General features: G+C 31.0%; 21 protein-coding genes and 1 tRNA gene. 7 read left to right on the top strand and 15 right to left on the bottom strand.

All coding sequences use genetic code 11. The features are described 5' to 3' along the window. Nucleotides 1-3 precede the first annotated feature (3 nt). The 4 genes from E5167_RS11055 to E5167_RS11040 form a co-directional block, all read right to left on the bottom strand. Complete coding sequence (locus E5167_RS11055; protein ID WP_136844030.1) at nucleotides 4-723, bottom strand: hypothetical protein; 720 nt, start codon at nucleotides 721-723, stop codon at nucleotides 4-6. 9 nt (nucleotides 724-732) lie between these two features. Continuing rightward, nucleotides 733-1227, bottom strand: coding sequence for a hypothetical protein (locus E5167_RS11050; RefSeq protein ID WP_136844028.1), 495 nt, complete (start codon nucleotides 1225-1227; stop codon nucleotides 733-735). After that, nucleotides 1227-2306, bottom strand: a complete 1080-nt coding sequence (locus E5167_RS11045; protein WP_136844026.1) for a DNA adenine methylase — start codon at nucleotides 2304-2306, stop codon at nucleotides 1227-1229. The genes E5167_RS11050 and E5167_RS11045 overlap by 1 nt, the downstream gene beginning before the upstream one ends. 122 nt (nucleotides 2307-2428) lie before the next feature. Further along, nucleotides 2429-2872: a JAB domain-containing protein gene (locus E5167_RS11040; RefSeq protein WP_136844024.1), complete on the bottom strand. Its 444-nt coding sequence runs from the start codon at nucleotides 2870-2872 to the stop codon at nucleotides 2429-2431. A 147-nt stretch (nucleotides 2873-3019) separates the two neighbouring features. On the opposite strand from E5167_RS11040, the gene E5167_RS11035 reads away from it, so the two are divergent. Then, on the top strand, nucleotides 3020-5326 hold the full coding sequence (locus tag E5167_RS11035; protein ID WP_136844022.1) for a DEAD/DEAH box helicase family protein: 2307 nt from the start codon (nucleotides 3020-3022) through the stop codon (nucleotides 5324-5326). A 65-nt stretch (nucleotides 5327-5391) separates the two neighbouring features. Here E5167_RS11035 and E5167_RS11030 read toward each other — a convergent pair whose 3' ends face one another. From E5167_RS11030 to E5167_RS11015, 4 genes are all read right to left on the bottom strand, one after another. Then, nucleotides 5392-5640, bottom strand: coding sequence for a hypothetical protein (locus E5167_RS11030; RefSeq protein WP_136844020.1), 249 nt, complete (start codon nucleotides 5638-5640; stop codon nucleotides 5392-5394). A gap of 191 nt (nucleotides 5641-5831) precedes the next feature. Further along, nucleotides 5832-6014 (bottom strand): hypothetical protein, encoded by a 183-nt coding sequence (locus E5167_RS15545; RefSeq protein WP_239021989.1) that lies wholly within the window; start codon nucleotides 6012-6014, stop codon nucleotides 5832-5834. Between the two features lie 428 nt (nucleotides 6015-6442). Beyond that, entirely contained in the window at nucleotides 6443-7009 is a 567-nt protein-coding gene (locus tag E5167_RS11020) for a hypothetical protein (RefSeq protein ID WP_136844015.1), read from the bottom strand. Nucleotide 7010: 1 nt separating this feature from the next. Beyond that, nucleotides 7011-7478 carry a lipocalin family protein gene (locus E5167_RS11015; protein ID WP_136844013.1) on the bottom strand — a complete coding sequence of 156 codons (468 nt, stop codon included), beginning with the start codon at nucleotides 7476-7478 and terminating at the stop codon, nucleotides 7011-7013. A 113-nt stretch (nucleotides 7479-7591) separates the two neighbouring features. Between E5167_RS11015 and E5167_RS11010 the strand changes: the two genes are divergently transcribed. From E5167_RS11010 to E5167_RS11000, 3 genes are all read left to right on the top strand, one after another. After that, nucleotides 7592-7825, top strand: a complete 234-nt coding sequence (locus E5167_RS11010; protein ID WP_136844011.1) for a helix-turn-helix domain-containing protein — start codon at nucleotides 7592-7594, stop codon at nucleotides 7823-7825. A 150-nt stretch (nucleotides 7826-7975) separates the two neighbouring features. Next, nucleotides 7976-8488 carry a hypothetical protein gene (locus tag E5167_RS11005; protein WP_136844009.1) on the top strand — a complete coding sequence of 171 codons (513 nt, stop codon included), beginning with the start codon at nucleotides 7976-7978 and terminating at the stop codon, nucleotides 8486-8488. Nucleotides 8489-8530: 42 nt separating this feature from the next. Continuing rightward, nucleotides 8531-8755 (top strand): hypothetical protein, encoded by a 225-nt coding sequence (locus E5167_RS11000; RefSeq protein ID WP_136844007.1) that lies wholly within the window; start codon nucleotides 8531-8533, stop codon nucleotides 8753-8755. 64 nt (nucleotides 8756-8819) lie between these two features. Here the strand turns inward: E5167_RS11000 and E5167_RS10995 are convergent, their stop codons facing one another. The 3 genes from E5167_RS10995 to mce form a co-directional block, all read right to left on the bottom strand. Continuing rightward, nucleotides 8820-10019, bottom strand: a complete 1200-nt coding sequence (locus E5167_RS10995; RefSeq protein WP_136844005.1) for a site-specific integrase — start codon at nucleotides 10017-10019, stop codon at nucleotides 8820-8822. A 205-nt stretch (nucleotides 10020-10224) separates the two neighbouring features. Beyond that, a tRNA-Ile gene (locus E5167_RS10990) sits at nucleotides 10225-10298 on the bottom strand. A gap of 47 nt (nucleotides 10299-10345) precedes the next feature. Continuing rightward, nucleotides 10346-10756, bottom strand: a complete 411-nt coding sequence (gene mce, locus E5167_RS10985; RefSeq protein WP_136844082.1) for a methylmalonyl-CoA epimerase — start codon at nucleotides 10754-10756, stop codon at nucleotides 10346-10348. Between the two features lie 71 nt (nucleotides 10757-10827). Here mce and rbfA point away from each other — a divergent pair, with 71 nt between their 5' ends. Together rbfA and E5167_RS10975 are read left to right on the top strand one after the other, a co-directional pair. Continuing rightward, entirely contained in the window at nucleotides 10828-11220 is a 393-nt protein-coding gene (gene rbfA, locus E5167_RS10980) for a 30S ribosome-binding factor RbfA (protein ID WP_136844003.1), read from the top strand. Then, the gene (locus E5167_RS10975) at nucleotides 11221-12423 is read left to right on the top strand and encodes an ABC transporter permease (protein ID WP_136844001.1); all 1203 of its coding nucleotides are present in this window, start codon (nucleotides 11221-11223) and stop codon (nucleotides 12421-12423) included. Here E5167_RS10975 and dusB read toward each other — a convergent pair. Together dusB and E5167_RS10965 are read right to left on the bottom strand one after the other, a co-directional pair. After that, nucleotides 12420-13412 carry a tRNA dihydrouridine synthase DusB gene (gene dusB / locus E5167_RS10970; RefSeq protein WP_136843999.1) on the bottom strand — a complete coding sequence of 331 codons (993 nt, stop codon included), beginning with the start codon at nucleotides 13410-13412 and terminating at the stop codon, nucleotides 12420-12422. The genes E5167_RS10975 and dusB overlap by 4 nt on opposite strands. A 14-nt stretch (nucleotides 13413-13426) precedes the next feature. Beyond that, nucleotides 13427-14653 (bottom strand): M28 family peptidase, encoded by a 1227-nt coding sequence (locus E5167_RS10965; protein WP_136843996.1) that lies wholly within the window; start codon nucleotides 14651-14653, stop codon nucleotides 13427-13429. A 58-nt stretch (nucleotides 14654-14711) separates the two neighbouring features. Here E5167_RS10965 and E5167_RS10960 point away from each other — a divergent pair, with 58 nt between their 5' ends. Further along, nucleotides 14712-15830 carry a TolB family protein gene (locus tag E5167_RS10960; RefSeq protein ID WP_136843994.1) on the top strand — a complete coding sequence of 373 codons (1119 nt, stop codon included), beginning with the start codon at nucleotides 14712-14714 and terminating at the stop codon, nucleotides 15828-15830. A 54-nt stretch (nucleotides 15831-15884) separates the two neighbouring features. Here E5167_RS10960 and E5167_RS10955 read toward each other — a convergent pair whose 3' ends face one another. Both E5167_RS10955 and E5167_RS10950 read right to left on the bottom strand, forming a co-directional pair. After that, nucleotides 15885-16382 carry a hypothetical protein gene (locus E5167_RS10955; RefSeq protein ID WP_136843993.1) on the bottom strand — a complete coding sequence of 166 codons (498 nt, stop codon included), beginning with the start codon at nucleotides 16380-16382 and terminating at the stop codon, nucleotides 15885-15887. A 53-nt stretch (nucleotides 16383-16435) separates the two neighbouring features. After that, nucleotides 16436-18826: an outer membrane beta-barrel family protein gene (locus E5167_RS10950; protein WP_136843991.1), complete on the bottom strand. Its 2391-nt coding sequence runs from the start codon at nucleotides 18824-18826 to the stop codon at nucleotides 16436-16438. Nucleotides 18827-18988 lie beyond the last annotated feature (162 nt).

Here is an 18988-nt window from a genome sequence, read left to right as displayed (position 1 = left end):
TCGTTACTTCTCTAAACTCCCTTTATCCCATTCCTCCTGAAAATATTCATTATATTTTTTAGCCAAAGGGCTATTGTTTTTTATATATATACCTGGAGTATTTTTACTACTTACATTATTAAATGTTGGACCAATTATGCTTTTATCATCAATCCTAAATATACTATGGATTGGCTCATGTGAGAAATACTTAAACTCAAGATTTGTATATTTTTCAGACAACCTTACCAAAATATCATTTACAGAATCAACGTCATTCCTTTTATTTAAAGCTATATACTTTTTTTGGGGCAATAATATTCTAACTTTCACCCCTCTCTCTAATCTATTAAAAAGAACTTTTGATTGATCTTGAGCATCTGCTTCTTCATCTGCAAAGTGTTCAAAAAATCTTTTTGCAGTAGACCCCATTATATCAATTTTGTTTTTAGCTCTAAAAATAAAGTCATGATAAAATAATCTATCATCTCTGTTATCAAGAACGTCAATAATCTTTAATGAGTTTATTTTTTCATCAGCCCTAAAAGAGCTCCATTGCATAATCATTTGGATAATAGCAACAAAAAGACCTGTAATTAATCCTGCAATTATTATTTCTGTCTTTGGTGAGCTATCAAACATTCCTTTATAAAATAGGATAACCATTATACTTGTGGCCAAAATTAGCAACCCAAGAACTATGGATGAAGCCACTATTTTAAATTCTTTTTTAAAAATATTCATACTAATAATTTATATCGTTTCTAAGTTTATTTTTTCTATTAACTCTTTTATAACTAAATCGTATTTCAGATTTCTTTTTATATTTTCAACTGACAATTCAGGGTGAAGAATTTCAAATAATTGTACATAAAGAAACTCTCTATTCTTAAATCCTATATATATTTCAGAATATTGTCCGTAAGATTTAGTAGATTCAGTTTTAAGCCTAAATTTTAAATTCTCAGACAAAACAACTTCACTTTTACTTAATATTGTTTTTTTAAATTGAAATCCACTCTTAATTAATTCTTCTCCAATCAACCTTCCGTTCATGATATTTGAATCATACTTGGAGAAGCTTTCAGGTATATTTTTTCTATAAAATTTACTTATAGCTAATGTTCTTGACACACCATTCTCATCAATGAGGTTGGAAACTCTATAAACATCATCATTAATCAAAATTTCAATAGAAATTTTACCATATTTATTAAATAAAAGCTGTGTATGAAGATTTTCATTCATTATTTACCAATAATAATAACCTCTCTATTATAAGCTGCATTGCCATTTTGCTTATTTAAAGCATATACATAATGTTTTGACTTTATCTCAACATTTTTTTTATATTTTTTCATAAGGCTCTCTATTTCATCTATTGAAGGTACCCCCCCTATTTTATATGAAAAAACCAAAATACTATCTTGGAATTTTTCAAATAAAGTATCCATGGATTGAAATATGTTACTCTTACTAAATTCATTATCTGTAGCTGGTTTCTTAAATCTAAGGTTTTTTGTGCTGTAATCAATTTTATCATTCCAATTCTCATAATCAGTAATCCCTTCTAAAAAATGATAACATTTTAAATAGTTGCTTGTCTCATTACTCCCATTTTTAGTAATATAAGGAACGTCAAAATAAACTAAGTCATAACTGTTTTCAATATCAAAGATTGATTGATTTAGGGATGTACACTCAACTTCAGAATCAAAAATTGCTTCATTAAGTTCATTAATAAAAAACTTAAACTCATTTGTAAAATCTTTCTCCCAAGTTGTCTTATTTCCAAAATTTCTTTTGACATCATTAGTTCTTATATACAAGTTTTTCCTATGAAATAAATTAAAAGGACGTTTTCTTAAACTTGCCTGATAAAGTGCGTAAAAGCACATTGCCTTTTTGATGTCAGTTTCATATTCATTCTTGCCCTGTATTAAATTTATATTATTAATAGTATTATCTAACCACTTGTTTTCTTTATCTGTATAATAATAATCTTTAAAAGTTTTTTCTATAAAGCCTTTCTTTCTAGAAGAATCAAATTTTAAAATAAAATCTAAATCATTGTTAGTTATTTTTATACCTTGATTTTCAATCAAAGCCTTACCTATAATCCAATTAAATTTCAATATATCATTGTATGTTACATGTTTATTCATTATTTTGAACATATAACTTACTGATGCCGTTCCTCCACAAGCATCTAAAACAGTTTCAAAATCTAAATCCTTTAAATTATCATAAAGCCACGGTAAAATTTTGCGTTTGCTTCCTTGATATCTTGTTGTTGGAAATTTTTCAATCTTAATTGAGTTTAACATTTATTAAAAGATTATATCGGTTATCAAAGATAAAATTATAATTTATATGATGTTTTTTAAGAGGCATTGTTTATCAAAAAAATCTTACTTGATCTTAACAGTTTTATTTCTCTTTAAAACAGCTACTCCCCATTGTCGACAAAACTATGATATCTGTCTTTGGATATAATCAAGTTATCTAATACATTCACATCCAAATAATCAGCAATCTTTTTAATCTTCAGATATAACCTCTTATCCGCTTCACTTGGTTTTAAAGCTCCACTAGGATGATTATGAGCCAAAATGATACAACTTGAGGCAGATTTCAATACAACAGCAAATAACAGCTTTAAATCAACAATAGTGGCATGAAGTCCTCCTTTAGATACTGTATAAATACCCAACACTTCATTAGCTCTGTTTAGCAACAACACTTTAAATTCCTCATAAAGCTCTATTGTATCAGTATTCCAATTGTCTAGCAGTACTTTATAAGCAGACTGGCTATTATTTATCTTAGTACGCTCTTTTTTTAATTTATTTGGTTTGTATTTTAATTCTATTTCTGATATGGTTTCGTTCATGGCTTTGTTTTTAGTTAGATTATTAATTTAATGTTCCTCAGATATATAAAAAGAGTGTTTAAGTAGTTAATAACTTTATAGATTTACAAATCATATCTTTTTATCTATGCCTTTTTGATTAATACCTTTACAAGCCAAAAGTTTAAAATGAAAAAGAAAGTATTAAAAATTAAACTAAAGAAAAAAGAATACTTAAGTCATCATTTTGATGAGATTATTGATTTTATTGACAATCACAAGAGAGTTCTTTTAGATTCTAACCCTGCAACTGGTAAAACAAGATTATTTGCTGACCTTGCAATAAAACTAAAAAAAGAGGGGCTAAAAGGTAGAATTGTTTTTCTAACACCTTTTTTAATAATTCAAGACCAATTGGATTCGTATTTAAAAACTCAAGGTTATAGTATAGATTTTATTTTAAATGGTGATACTACCGATAAAAATCTTAAGAGTTCTTATACCATCATTTCTTCTACCTATCATAGTTTATATCATATTACTGATTGCTTAACTGAAAACGATTATATCATTGTTGATGAAGCTCATGCGCTGTTATTTAACTATAATGATGAAAAAAGAAAGCGGTTCTACTTCAATACCGTGATATCTAACCTATATAGCACTAATGCTAAAGTGGTTTTTATGTCTGGAACACCTCAAAGTGGGCTTAATAAAATCTTTAGCCTAAAGGTTATAAAAGTCCTTCAAAAAAAATGTGATAAATCAAGAATAACCATTTGCTTTTCAAATATTACATCTTTTGAAATAGCCTTAGCTTTTGCCCAAAAAATTATTTTTGATGATAATTATGATAGTAGTTTACTCAACATAATTTTTGTTAAAAACACTGCGCTTTGTGAGAAAATAGCATTTGCTTTAAAAAACATGCATCACATAAATACAAAAGTACTTACATCAAAGCATAAAGAAGAATCAACTTATAAGGAAATTGTGGAAGAAATGACTGTGCCTTCAGGTATTCAATTTCTAATCACTACAAATGTTATTAGTACTGGTGCCAATATTAACAATAAAAATATAGGCAAGGCACTAATGTTGAATGAATATAATCCATCTGAAATTAAACAATTCTCTAAACGATTTCGTAAAAAACTAAATTTAGAGGTTGATGTTGTAAATAGTTTTAATCCAAATAAAACAAATGCTGAAGATTTAAATTCTAATTCAGATATAAAAAATGAAAGGAAGAAACAACGTAAATATTTTGCAAGAATTTTAAGTCAACTTTCAAATATTAGTAAAAATGAAAAAGAGTTTCGAAGTTTTAAATACTCCCATGAGCCAGATTATAAAGGCACTCCACAGCATCTAATTGAAATAATCTTAGAGCGTTATACTAAACAAGAATCCTATTTTATCGACCTGTTAATTTCTGCTAACTATGATTCAGAGTCTATTATTAAAGGGTTGAAAAAATTCAATGATATAAAAGCAGTTGAAGATGATAGTTTATATAACTATAAAAATTCTGAACAAAAGGAAATAAGCACTACTGTTGACACTTTACTACTTAAAAACAGGAATAAAATTATTCGAGATTTTATTTTAAATCAGAATTGTTATTTAAAAGCATTAAAAGATAATATCTCTTTGAAAAATAAATATTACACCTACAAGTTTGATACTTTCATAAAACAAGATTTAAATAACATCACCTACTCAACCACAATTGAAAATAATGTTTCAAAGGTAGGTATAGAATCTTTTTTCCTTGAACCTATATTTAAAAACATTCAATATCTGGAATCAGCCTCAAAAGCTCTTTATTTTAATGAATATGTGGCTAATAATAAACAAAACAAACATCTAATAGCTGTTCAAACTTCATTAATAGTTGAAGAGTATTTCGATTTGAATTATTTAAAGAGTTCCATGGGTGACTTAATTTTAAAGGAGAATGTAATCCTTCAAGTGCTTAATACCGAACTTGTATTTCACATCAATATTATTAAAGAGGTTTATAGTTATTTATTTGAAAAACGATATTTTCACTATTCAGATTTAAGACTTCATTTGTTCAGTAACGCCAATTTAAAATCATTTAAAAACTACGAGCATGATTTTGTCAATTTTCCTTTAAATCTTTGTAAAAAAATTGGCAATACAAATCGGTTCTCAAAAGATTTATTAGTTGGGATTGTCAAAGGAATATTTTTAGTGAAGGATACATTATCTGACAGAAAAGAAAAATCTAGTAAAGTTTCTAAAGCATATATTTTTGAAAGCTCTATTCCGAAAAAGTATGGCTTAAAATCAAAAGCATTAGATAATGATTATAAACTAATCATAAATAAATCAGTCCTATTGCCTGAATTAAATATTAAAAAACTTAAAACTAAGACTAATATTAATAGCACAAACAAAGTGATATCTAATAGAACACTTTTAAATTATTTAGAATTGGGTGCTAATTTTTACAAGCTTACGAAGTAAAAAACTGCCATTTATCTACATTTTTAATACCTCTGTTAATATAACTGACATAAATGGCAGAAAGTTTATAGAATAAAATCAAAATAATGATACTGGTAGAACTCTCCATTAATCTCAAATACGGTATCTAATTTTTCTGTATTCCATATTCTATCTACAGTTAGTTCTTGACCAATGGTAAATTCTTTAACTGGCTTAATTACTCTTACTTCAAAAGGACACCGTAATGCTTTTAATTTATTCTGATAATTGATTATATAAATGATTCTAGGAGAGCTAAATTGAAGTGTTTTTAATAGTTGTTTTGCTGTCATTTGAGTTAATTGAATTAATTATTGATTGTATTCGTTTTTACGTAAAAGGGCTATATTATACTATGTAGCTGTATAATATTTGTAGTTATACCCACACATTTTAGGGGTTTATTGACATACTCGTTCTTTTATTAATCTTAGGAGCAGATACATAAAAAAAAGCCTCTAGGTTTCCCTAGAAGCCAATGTTCTTAGTGTACTACTTCTGAATCTAAGAGCTGTTCTCTCATGACTTCTTCAGGATTATCGACATAATCCCATTTGTATGAAAGTTCTACTACCTTATCCGTATTCGGAATTGTGTAGCTGTATGGCTCACAAGGGACTTTTTCTATACTACCTGGAAATTTAGTCCCAATTAAATCCTTGCACATATTTTCATCGAAACTAGCCGCGACCGTACAGGTTCTTGATGTAAAATACAATTGACCTTCTGCGCTCCGTACAGGTTCGATTCCACCGCTTAGAACTAGGACAAAAAATTCTCCTCCTTTTTTACTTTTCCTTTTTAAATAGTTTTTGACTACAATCATCTTGAAATATTTTTTAGTTAAACAATAGGGGCGGTAATGCCCAATGTTTAAATAAGAGTGCCTGTGGAAGTGGGTTACATCACGCTTTCGATAAAAAAAGTGTCTGAAAAAATTTATAAAAAATAAAAATTTGAAAAATTTATTACTAAGGCCAAGCAGGACTATAGCCAGTAAGATGATTAAAAACTAGCCATAGTATTTCCTGCTTGTAGTTTGTGAAGATGCTATTATTTATCTGTGGGAATATAAGGTTGGAATGCTAAGTAAAACTAGACATCTACAATAATGACTTTGCCTAACCTATCTACAGCTGATATGATTTCGTTTGCAGTCAGTTTCTTTTTAGGTTCAAAATAAAATCTACATGTTAAATCATTAGATTGGTAGTGTGCTTCACAATTGATTAAATAAGATTTATCGAGTTCAAATCCTGATTCCTCTGCTTCTTCTCGGTGTAGTAACAATGCTGCTGGAGCTTTACCTGCAATTGGTTTAATTTCAAAAATATCTAGTGATGAATCATCTGTGTCCTTGTGGTATAAACGTACTGTGCCAACAAATAAAGACTTAAAACTGTAGTTGTCAACAACTGGCTTGAAAACTTCACTATAAACTTTTAAATAAGCTGATTTTAACTCTACATCAATGCTTTCTTTTGATGCATCAAATTGACTTCGCTTTATCTCATCTTTCAATTTCTGTTGTGAATTTAACAAGCACATGATTATTCCAATAGTGTCAACTGATGCTCCTAATTGGTTTTTATCATTGATATACTGCTGTAAACCCTTGAGCATTTTGGTTTCAAAATAAGTAGCAAGGTCAGTTGATTTCATGTTAATTTACCTTTTGAAAAACATAAATTTCTGATTCTATTGAATTTGGGTCAGTATCTGCATCTATTTTAAGTGTAGTTGCTGTTAGTTCAACAACTAGATAGTCTCCTATTGAACCATTATCGACTTGACCATTTAATGTAATCCTCAAGATATCATCATTAACAATCTGCCAACTCCCTAAGTTATCCCATTCCAACTCACATGTAGTGGTTGTATAATAACCTGTTTGAGTGAAGTTTCCATTCGATGAAAATGTAGTTCTTCCTGTTTGTTCACATGTGCTGTAATTGTCTGTTGTCATTGTTCCACTAGAATCTACAAATATGGCTTGTATGGGTTTCCAAACGCCTTCTATTTTTGTGTTTATGCTGTTATCATTGTCTGAAGAGCTATCAGAGCTACATCCAGTTATTAAAAGGGTAAACATTACGATTCCTAGAATTGCTTTTGAAATTTGATTTTTCATTTTGTTAAGTTTTAAGTTAAATAATAGATTTAGTATTTATCAAATGTAATTATTAGTTATGATATATCATAACTCTTTGAGTCTGATTAATATTCATCTTGTCATTTCATATTATGACAGATTCAGAAAAGACATATCTTTACTCTATTGGAAGGAATATTGCCAAATTAAGGCGTAAACAGAAATTAAGCCAATTAGATGTTTGTGCAGAAATTAAAATGGAGAAGTCGAACCTATCCGCAATAGAAAATGGTCGTCAAAATGTTTCTTCTTTAACCTTAAGAAAAATAGCTGATGCAATTGGGGTTGATGTTAAGGATTTCTTTGATTTTGATAAAAAAAGTTGACAACTTGACTTTGGCAGCTTGCCAAATTATTTTTCTTAATTTTAAGCACTATATAGAATCTTAATGAACATAAAAGATTTATTATATTAGTGTTCACGTAAGAAATATATAGTTACTGTTAACTAAAAACATACGTTAGCTGTAATTTGAATGATTCCTGAAAACAACACATTAGAAATATTAACATTAATCTTCACTATAGTTACAACTATTTGTGCTTTATATATTTCATATGTAGCCCTAAAGCATAGTGCACGACCAAAAATAGTAATTGATTTATTAAATGATGATAATTTAATATGTAACCAAGTAACATTGCTCCGTTTTAAAGTTTTGAATAAAGGTCAATGGTATTCAAAACCTATGGCTGTTGGTTTAAACATCTATTGCAATTTTGACAAATATTTTGAATTAAAAAAGATGTACTATGGCTCAGTTCAACAACTTAAAGACAAAAAGGCAAAAAAAGGAGTTGGTAACATGAGTTATTTTAAAGCTAAAGGCTTGAAAGTTGGAGGTGGAAAAGAAGGTGAGGAATTTCATGTAAAAATAATTGCTCCAAAAAAACCAGGAACTTATCAAATAAGAGTTGAAGCTTATTCTGATAATGGTGTATCATATAGAAAAGATATAAACATCAAGGCAATATTAAATAACATATAAAACTAAATGGAATTTTATTCACAAGAGGACGCACAATTATTAATGAACATATATGCTCCATTATTAATAGGACAATCAATCGAACCTCCAAACAACTATCCCATTACTAACCTTGAGATACAGGAATATGAAGAAAATAATTATCGCCTTGTTTGTCGAGTAGCTGAATATGCTGGAGTAACTATAGTAGCAGATGTGGTTGAAGTCGCAGAACGACATGGATTAATATTACCTATAGACGCTTTAAATGGCTTAGAAGATGAATAAAAAGTTTATATTAATAAACTACAGGCTAACAAAGAACTGAGTTAAAAAACAAGCTAAAAGGAAGCTAACCACTTCCCTTTAACCTCCCCATCTCCTGACTAATTTTCCTCTGCACCACCTTACCATAACTATCCTGCGTAATCTTCATACTTGAATGCCCTAGAAGTTCACTAACTATTTCCATTGGAACATCATTATAAAGCAATACTGTACTAGCAAAAGTTCTTCTAGCCATATGTGTAGTTAGCTTCTTTTCTATGCCTATGATTGCACCTATTTCCTTTAGATAGGAATTATAGCGTTGATTACTAATTCTTGGAAAAACATAGTCCTCATTATCGTAACTAGCGAGAATTTTTAATGCTTTAGGCAATAGTGGTATAGATAGCTCTTTTGACGTCTTCTTACGCTTCATTTTAATCCATAAATTACCATCAAAGCTCTTTATAATATTACTATGTTTTAAGTTCATTAATTCATTGTAAGGAAGCCCAGTGTAGCAACAGAATATAAACAAGTCTTTTACAAATTGTAATCTTGGTTGAGTAAACTCATGCTTCTCTAGTGATGCTAATTCCTCTACAGATAAAAACACCACTTCAGTTCTAACTGATTTGGCTTTATAAAGTATAAACGGGTCTTTATCTAAATAACCTTCTGATACAGCAATTGTAACAGGTTTTCTAAGGCGTTGTATCACTTTATTTATGGTTATCTGAGCTAATTGCTTCTCTGTTTTAAGATAATACTCCAAATCATTTAAAAACTGTAATTTCAAGTCTTTTAGTGGATAATCCTTTGATTTATACTGCCATTTTATAAAGGATTGCACGTGTTTTTTCACATACTCAAATTTCTTCCACGTTCCTAGCTCAATATCAATTCCCACAAGTTTTTTAAGCCTTTTTAAGTAACGCTCAAAGAATTCTATAGTATTGTATTCTCTAACTGTTTTCTCACCTCTAAAGCCCCTAAAAACATCGATAACGGTAAAGGTTTCATCCTTAACTTGTAGCATTAAAAAAACCCTATTTATTTTGGTTTTAATAAGGCTTAGTTGTGTGTTTAGGTATTCCGATTGTTCTGCATCATCTAGAACTTTCTGTTTTTTACTATTCCAATTGTTGGGGTTTATGAAAAGTCCTGTTGAGAATTGTTTTCTAGTTTTATTATAGGTTAATCTACAAGTTAATGAAGCTCTATTGTCTTTTCTAGTTCTGCTAGATGATATAACAAAAAGTATATTAAGTTTATGTGTGTTCATTTCTTTAAATTTTAGTGAATTAATTGCTGTAGAAAACTACAACCTATTTAATTTGGACTGCAACCTAATTTGCTACCTTTTTTATGTAATCCAAGTAGTGACTTGGTGTTATGAAGTAAAATGAATGTAGTACTGTAAATGCAAGTAATGTGTAGATTTTAAGCACAAAAAAACCTTACATTTCTGTAAGGCTAATGTTTAAAAGTGGTCCCACTTGGGCTCGAACCAAGGACCCTCTGATTATGAGTCAGATGCTCTAACCAACTGAGCTATGGGACCAAATTAGGCTGCAATATTACTACTTATTTTAAAACTCCACAAGAAAATTATTGGTTATTAACGCGCTCTTGACAGAGCTCAATTAACACACCATTAGTCGATTTTGGGTGCAAAAAAGCGACTAGCTTGTTATCTGCTCCTTGCTTAGGTTTTTCATTTAAAACAATAAAACCCTCTTTTTTTAATCGCTTTATCTCTTTCTCTATGTCATCAACATCAAAAGCAATATGGTGAATGCCTTCTCCTTTTTTTTCAATAAACTTTGCAATAGGGCTATTTTTATTTGTTGCCTCTAAAAGCTCAATTTTATTCTCTCCAACTTTAAAAAAAGAGGTTTTTACACCTTCACTTTCTACATATTCCATTTTATAATGAGGTTCTCCAAAAAGCCTTTTAAATAATGTATTTGATTCTTTTAGATCCTTTACTGCAATACCTATATGTTCTATTTTGTTCATCATATTGCAAATTTAATTTAAAAGACCATTGTTTTAAAGCTTTAACAAACGAAATGTATTATTTTTGCCTCATGGAAAGTAACAGACAAAAAAAAATAGCCTCTGTTTTGCAACGGGATTTGGTTGACGTGCTACAAAATGCAGCAACGCAAGGTGGTATGAAAGGTGTTATTATTTCGGTAACAAAGGTTAATGTAACCGTCGATCTTTCTATTGCCAAAGTGTATTTAAGCATTTTTCCTGTAAATAAAGGTAAGGAGCTTTTAGAAGGAATAACCTCTAACGCGGCACTTATAAAACACGAATTGGCACAACGTACTAAGCATCAATTAAGACGCATGCCTCAACTTGCTTTTTATATTGATGACTCTTTAGAATACATTGATCAAATTGATCGTTCTTTAAAAGGATTGGACAACCCATTAGAGGATCCAGATTTATTAGAAAAAAGAAAGAAAAAATAGTTGAGTTTTCCTTTTTATATAGCAAAGCGCTATCTGTTTTCTAAAAGCAGCAATAATGCCATTAATTTTATTACAATAATTGCAGCTATAGGCATTATTATTGGTAGTGCTTCGTTGTTTATTGTGCTATCTGGTTTTACAGGTTTAAAGGATTTTAGCTTACAATTTACTTCATTTATTGATCCTGATTTAAAGGTAGTGCCTACTCAAGGAAAGTCTTTTTTATTAACAGATAATCTTAAAGAAGAAATTAATTCTCTTGAGGGAATCGCATCGTACTCTAAGGTAATTGAAGAGCGTGCTGTTTTAAATTTTAAGAATAAAAATCTTATCGTCAATTTAAAAGGTGTTGATAATAATTATCCACAAGCCACTAAAGATTCTATTGTTGTTTTAGGGCAATGGTTTGAATATGGAACTGACCAAATTGTAGCTGGTTCAGGTGTGTCCAACAACCTTTCGTTTGGTGTTTTTGATTATGATGAAACTATTAAAGTTTCGGTTCCAAAACCAGGAAAAGGACAGCCTTCAGCAATAAGTTCTATTTTTAAATCTGTAAACGCTGCAAATTCAGGGATCTTTATGGTTAATGAAGACATTGACCATTCCGTTGTATATGCTAATTTAGAAACAGTTCAATATTTACTTAACTATAGTCCAAATCAAATTAGCGCCATAGAGTTGCAACTTAAAAGCCCTAAAAACATAGATATTGTAAAAGAGAGGTTGCAAGCAGTTATAGGTAACTCGTTTACAATTAAAACAAGAGCACAACTTAATGATGCACTTTATAAAATGTTAAATACCGAAAATCTTGCTGTGTATTTAATATTTACCTTGGTATTAATTATTGCGCTTTTTAATGTTATTGGCTCTATAATTATGATGATTCTTGATAAGAAAAATAACCTAAATACCTTATATAATATTGGGGCTACTGTAAAAGATATTAGAAGAGTTTTCTTTTTACAAGGAAGCTTAATGAGTATTTTAGGAGGTAGTTTAGGTTTGGCTTTGGGTTATATTATAATTGTGTTACAACAACAGTTTTCGTTGGTAATGCTTACCTATAGCTTACCTTATCCTGTAATGATAGACGTGAAAAATATATTTATTGTATTTATTACAATTACTATTTTGGGTGTATTGGCTTCTAAATTGGCCTCCTCAAGAATTTCAAAAAAATTGATTACCGAGTTCTAAGCAAATTGAAAGTCTGAAAACTTGTCTTCAACTTCATCAAACGCTGCAAACACATCTTTAGCATAGTCACTTGTAACCATTTTCATTCTGTATTCTTTAAAATGTGGAATCCCTTTAAAGTAATTAGTATAATGTCTTCTGGTTTCAAAAACACCTAGTTTTTCTCCTTTCCAATCTATTGCCATTTGTAAATGTCTGCGAGCTGCCTCTACTCGTTCAGCTAAAGAAACTGGAGGCAAATGTTCTCCTGTTTCAAAAAAGTGTTTTACTTGTTTAAAAAACCATGGGTTTCCAATAGTTGCACGACCAATCATACAGCCATCTAAACCATAAGAATCTCGCATTAACATGGCTTTTTCTGGAGAATCTACATCACCATTTCCAAATACAGGAATGTGCATTCTTGGATTATTTTTCACTTCGGCAATAGGTTTCCAATCGGCTTCACCTTTATACATTTGAGCTCTTGTTCTGCCATGAATTGCTATGGCTTTACAACCCACATCTTGAAGTCTTTCAGCAACCTCAACAATTTTAATGGAGTCGTGATCCCAACCTAATCGTGTTTTTACGGTTACAGGTAAATTGGTGCGTTTTACCATTTCTGCGGTGAGTTGCTCCATCAAACATATATCCTTTAAAATTCCTGCGCCAGCACCCTTACTTACCACCTTTTTTACTGGACAGCCAAAATTGATATCTATAATGTCTGGATTAGATTTTTCAACAATATCGATGGTTTGCAGCATACTATCTAGGTTTGCTCCAAAAATTTGGATGCCTACAGGACGCTCTTTTTCATAAATATCGAGCTTCATAACACTCTTTGCCGCATTACGAATAAGCCCTTCGCTTGACACAAACTCGGTATATACCAAGTCAGCTCCTTGTTCTTTACAAAGAGCTCGAAAGGGTGGGTCGCTAACATCTTCCATTGGCGCTAACAGCAATGGAAAATCTGGTAACTCAATGTTGCCTATTTTTATCAATTTGGGTGATTTTTCTAGAATTTTATTTCAACGGTTGCTTCTTTACCACCTCGTTTATAAGTAACCTTAGTAGTATTTCCTGCTTCAAATACAGATAATGCTCGCATGTAGCTCATCATGTCTGTAATGGTACTATCTCCTAGTTTTACAATAATATCACCTTTTTGTAATCCTGCCTTTATTGCTGGTTTTTCCTCGGTTACACCGTCAATTCGCATGCCTTCACCATCGTATAAATAATCTGGTACAACGCCTAAACCTACTTTAAATCTTGGTGTTTCTTCACTTTCGTTCTTTGTCTTTCTAAAAGCAAGCTCACCATTGTCATCTAAATCTGTAATAATATCAAAAATGTATTCTGAAATCATATTCATTCCGTCATAATTCAGTTTTTCTGAATCATCTCCTGGCTTGTGGTAATCTTCATGCTGCCCTGTAAAAAAATGTAGTACAGGAATGTCACTTAAATAAAAGGATGTGTGATCTGATGGACCAACACCAGATTCATTTTCAATGATCTTAAAGTCTTTATTACTAGAACTAATAACTTGCTTAAAGTAAGGTGATGTTCCAACTCCATAAACCGCTAAGGTACTATCGGCTTTCAAACGGCCAACCATATCCATATTAAACATATAGTTAATGGAATCGGTAGGAATTGTACTGTTCTTTACAAAATAGTTAGAGCCTAAAAGTCCCATTTCTTCACCTGAAAATGCCATAAACAAATAGTTGTTGTTTGTATTTGTTTCTTTTAGCTTACCTGCTAAATTCAGCATTACTGCAACACCACTTGCATTATCATCAGCGCCATTGTGTATTGCTTTTTCTTCCGATCTATCTAAAGAACCTTCACCTCCATAACCAAGGTGATCGTAATGCGCACCTATAACCACAGTTTGAGACGCGTTATTATCAATGAAACCCAAAATGTTCCTTCCTGTAATGCTGCCGTCGTCATTTACTGTTGTATATTTTACTTCAGAGTGTGGGTCAGTTTTAGGAGTAAATGTAAAATCTTGAAAATAACCACTTGTGCCTTTTCCTTCTAATCCTAAATCTTTAAAACGTTTGGCAATATAGTCAGCTGCTGCACGCTCTCCATCAGTACCTGTACTTCGTCCTTCAAGTTTGTCATCAGCTAAAAAAGTAACATCTTCTTTAATTTTATTTTCTGGTGTGTATTCTTTTTTACACCCTATTAACGATAAAAAAAGAACTAATAGCGATATTTTTTTCATATTATAAATCTTATTTTAGCGCAAAATTAGGGATTAAATGCCATTTATATAGTAAATTATGAAAAAAACCAGCGCACTTATTATACTTCTAGGGTTGTTGATTGTATCGTGTAAATCTGATAAATCTGAAAAGAAAGGAAATTCAACAGATATTGATTCAGGTGCAACTAAACAATGGGTAGATTCTTTAATTTATCCTGAAGAAGTGCATTTTAAATCTATGCGTCAGGTGACGTTTGGAGGTGATAACGCTGAGGCTTATTGGAGTTTTGATGATAAGCAAATTGTATTTCAGTCTAACAACACTAATTGGGGTGTGGAGTGCGATCAAATGTTTTTAATGAATGCTGATGAAACTTTTAACAATACTGTCCCGCCAATGGTAAGTACTGGTCTAGGAAGAACTACTTGCGCCTATTTTTTACCAGACAACAAGCATTTTGTATATGGCTCAACACATTTAGGTGGCGACGAGTGCCCTCCTGCACCTTTACGTAGAGAAGGAAAATATGTGTGGCCTATTTATGACAGCTACGATATTTTTGTGTCGGATTTAGAAGGTAATATCACAGCGCAATTAACAGATAATCCTGGATATGATGCTGAAGCAACAGTGTCTCCAAAAGGCGATAAAATAGTGTTTACATCAATGCGAACTGGCGACTTAGAATTGTTTACTATGAACATTGATGGTACAAATGTGAAGCAAGTGACTCACGAGTTAGGTTACGATGGTGGTGCGTTTTTCTCACCAGATGGTACCAAATTAATTTTCCGTTCGTCGCGTCCAAAAACAGAGGAAGAAATTAAAGAATATAAAGATTTGCTAGCCGAAGGTTTAGTAATGCCAACCAAAATGGAGCTATACATTTGTAATGCCGATGGAAGTGATTTACGTCAACTAACAAACCTTGGAAATGCTAATTGGAGTCCATTTTTTCACCCAAGTGGCGAAAAGATTTTATTCTCGTCAAACTTTGAAGCTGAAAGAGGGTTTCCTTTTAACTTATATATGATTGATATTGATGGTAAAAACCTAAAACGCATTACTCATGGTGAAACGTTTGATGCCTTTCCTGTGTTTTCAAACGATGGAAAAAAGCTGATTTTTTCATCTAACAGAAATAATGGTGGTGGCCACGATACCAACTTGTTTATTGCTGAGTGGCAGGATTAAACGGTAGCGTGCTTAGGTATAAATGGTAATGGCTATTAATTGATAACTATTTAGTTATATATTGTTGACAATAGTCTTTTTTAGTTCTTCTCTTATATTTTTTAAAATGTTGAACTCCTCTTCTAGGTCAATCCTAAATTGAGTTGCAATATTTTTATTCATATACTTGAATTCGATTTTGTTGTTAATTCCTGCCATATACCAAGGACCAACATAATATGGTCCAGTATGTTCGTATTTATCCCAAAAGTCTTTGATTATTAAATTCAATTTTTTAATATCTTTAACGAGATAGCGTTCAGAGTTAATTTCGATAAACTCTGTTGTTATTATGATTTTACCATCTAATTTTCCACTTAATTTTTCTGAAGATCCAATTGCTCCAAGCTTACCAAGTATAAATATCCCAAGTGATATAAAACAACATACTTTAAAAAGTAAATCAAGAAAGTCGTTTTTCCAATTATCTTGATTTTGATTTGCTAAAACACAGAAAATCAGAAATAAAATAATCCCCATCCAATACCATTTTTGAGAATCACTTAAGTTCAAAATACTCTTGTTTGGGAGATAAATCTTGCCCTCAAATTTCATATTATTGCCCACTAATGTTTATTGGAAAGTCTTTCACGTTCTTCCACTGAGCTAGTGCGCTCGTTAGTTGACAGCTTAGTGTTACCAAATTTATACCTAAAACCTAGTTTAATGTATCTGTTATCTAAGTTTACATCGCTTGTGCTGTTTTGATTGGCAAACTTTGTAGTCCAATAAAAATCCTGTTGGTTAAACAAATCCGAAACCAATAAAGATAAACTTCCTTTGCCTTTAAAAATAGTTTTTCTAATTGAAAAATTAGATAGAAGTCTCGAATCAATTACCTGCAACCCTTGAACATTCTTATGAATATATGTTAGCGTAAAATTAGCTACCAAGCTATTATTTTTTAGGAATGAAAAATCGTTTTGAAGAATGGTGTAGTTAGACCAATTTCCCTTTGAAAACGTGTCTCCAAAAAGTGTGGCATTATCTTGGTATTTATAAAACGATGTGCCCAAATAAGTACTCCATTTTTGTGTTACATCAAAATAAGCTTCAAAATCAAGCCCTATTTCTTCAGTATAATTAATGTTTACCGACGTATGCGCCAGTGTATTGTTGGTGTTGTCTTGAATTGGTAACTCAAAAATATTGTTCTTGTACTTTTTATAATAGGTTTCTATAACAAACATGTTGTTTATAGAAAATCCTAATTTGTATTGGTCGGTGAAAAATGGTTTTAATCCAGGGTTTCCAGTTACATAAGTGTTATCGTTTAAATAATACCTAAACGGATTTAAATAACTGTAATTAGGTCTTGAAATGCTTCGTTTATAATTAACATAGATGTTCAGTTTTTCAGACGCTTGAAGCCCTAAGTTTGCGGTTGGAAACCACTCTAAATAATTTTGGTTATTATTTCCGATTACTGATTCAGATTTTGCTTCAATATTGGTTTGTTCTGCTCTAAGCCCTGTGCTTAACGTCCATTTCTCCCAGCTTTTATCAAAGCTTATATAGCCAGCAAAAACTTTTTCGTTATAATCAAACGCATCCGTTTTGCTTAGATCTTTAACTGGTGTGTTGTTAATTATGTCGTAATGCTTTATCTCGCTATTAGTAGTAACATCAGAATATTTTGCTCCTATTTCAAAAGTAGAGTTCTCGCTTAAAGGCACCATATAATCTGCTTGTGATGTAAAAATTTCTGTGGCTTGATCCGAACGTGTCTTAAATGTGTTATTACTATCAAACGAGCTATTACCTAGAAAATAATCCGTGGTCACATCTTGGTTTCTTCTAAAATCGTAATTTGTATAATGTGAGTTAAGCGAGATTCTGGCGTTATTATCGTACCTATGCATAAAGTCTAAATTAAAGCCCATATTATGCTTAATATCTCTTGAGGTATTGTTGGAGAAAAAATGTGCTATATCGTTAGGGTTATTTGGCAAAATCTCAGTTTTACTTTTAGTTACCCTTTTTGAGTAGGGTACAAACTGCATATTAGTGGCTAAACTAAAAGTGCTGCTTTTAGTAATGTCCCAATCAAAATTTGCATTAGCATTGTGTGTTTCGAACCAAGTATTTCTATCAATATCTGTATTCCAAAACTGATTATTAGAAAAATCGATGGTTTCTTTATCTACGCGATCAATTTTTTCTCTTCCATAGCTATAGTTAGCAAAAAAACTAATGTTTTCACCTTTAAAATAATTGGTCATTCCATAATTAGCTCTAGGAAAAACACCTTGAGTTGCACTACTAAACACACTTCCGTTATAACCAGAAATGACATTTTTGGTCATTACAATATTCAATACCACGCCACTCTCTGCATCATAACGTGCTGGAGGGTTTGTAATAACTTCAACCGATTTAATGTTTGATGCCGAAGTACCTTGAAGGAGTTCAACAATTTCACTTGATGAAATATGTACTTTCCTATCGTTAATATACACTGTTGGTTCCGAGCCTTTAACTGTAATGGCGTTGTCCATTATAATAACACTTGGTGTGTTTCTTAAAACCTCCATTAAATTACCTTCACTTAGGGCTGTTTTTTCTACATTAAACACTAATCTATCAACCTCTCGTTTCAGTGTTGGTTTCTTGTAAACCAATTCAATCTCAGACAACGCCTCGATTGACTCTTTTAAAACCATAGATGGCACTTGGGTGTTTTGAGAAATATTTATTTCAGAAAAGCTATCTATATAACCAATGAAGCTTGCTTTTAAAATATAATTGTTAGGAAGAACATCGTTAAAACTAAACTTACCATCATCATTAGATGTTGTTCCAGAAACTATAGTTGAATCTTGGCTGCGAAGTAGTAAAATATTTGAATAGGCAACTGGACGATTTGATTCATCAATTATATTACCTGACACTGTATAAGATTGAGACCAAATAGTTGTTGCTGTTAAAAGAGATATGATTTTAAAAAAAATCTTCATAATCAGTTTAATAGCTTGACAATTTAATAACACAAACTTAAAACAATAAATTGGAATGTATTTACGTCTTTTCCGTAATTTTTAAAGTATCAGCTAGTTTAACAAACAAAAATATTTTTGTGTACTTTTGCGGTCTGGTAAAAATATCGCCTAGAAAGCTTA

The sequence above is a fragment of the Pontimicrobium aquaticum genome, assembly GCF_005047595.1.
In the GTDB taxonomy this organism is placed as follows: domain Bacteria; phylum Bacteroidota; class Bacteroidia; order Flavobacteriales; family Flavobacteriaceae; genus Pontimicrobium; species Pontimicrobium aquaticum.
The sequence above is the reverse complement of the archived record's forward strand: the minus strand, read 5'-3'. Positions and strand labels throughout refer to the sequence as shown.